Annotated in this window: 1 protein-coding gene; it reads right to left on the reverse strand. The window is 32.6% G+C overall.

Annotation, left to right across the window (positions count from 1 at the left end):
• Positions 1 to 192: 192 nt before the first annotated feature.
• Positions 193 to 345: a hypothetical protein gene (locus tag JUJ52_RS23115; protein ID WP_228089254.1), complete on the reverse strand. Its 153-nt coding sequence runs from the start codon at positions 343 to 345 to the stop codon at positions 193 to 195.
• Positions 346 to 767 lie beyond the last annotated feature (422 nt).

A 767-nucleotide genomic window follows, 5' to 3' on the forward strand; every position in this document is an offset into this window, starting at 1 on the left:
GAATGAAAAAGATTCCAGCTATCTATTTTTGATAACTGGAATCTCTTTTTTTACTTCTCCAGGCTAGTTATGTCCCAGCCCCTTTGTTTAAATCCCTAGCTAAAATGCTCTTATATGTCAGGAGAAGAGCATTGCCTTTCTGTCTTAACGCCGCAAAAAACACTTCTCAGATTAAGAAGTGTTTTTAATAATTTAGCAACATCGACCATTAAAGATAAGTTTATTATTAATGATTTTATGTTCACCCGGGCAACCTTTCTCAAAACAGCAGTTTTCATGTTTATAACACACTAATTCCACTCGAGGATCAATGTGTTGCAAAGTTTCTTTTTTTTCTGTTTTCATTGTATTTTCCTCCTTTATATAATGACTTATATATATAAAAGAGTATCTTTCATGAAAAAATAAAAATTTATTAGTTATTATTTGTGAACAGGGCAGTTTATGAAGTTTCGGTTCTTTCACATTTTCCAGATTTACTAGAAAAGTCTGACGACAAATATCGCCAAGCGCTTAGGAATCAGTAATCACGCTGTTAAACGGCGAGTCGAAAAAGTCGCCAAACAACTCCACCCTAGCGAGTACAACTCTATTTATGGTTATTTTACCATATGACCGTTAGTGTAAAAACAGATTAGTTTGCCTTGCCTAAAAGAATGGGTACTGATTCTTTTTAATTATACAATTCTTAGTTTTTTAATATTTAAAACAATGGTGATTTATAGTGTTGTTACAAGCAGATTAAAATGTTGTTTTTGGGGTCCTAC

The organism is Virgibacillus sp. AGTR (assembly GCF_016919725.2).
Taxonomy (GTDB): Bacteria; Bacillota; Bacilli; order Bacillales; family Amphibacillaceae; genus Virgibacillus; species Virgibacillus salarius.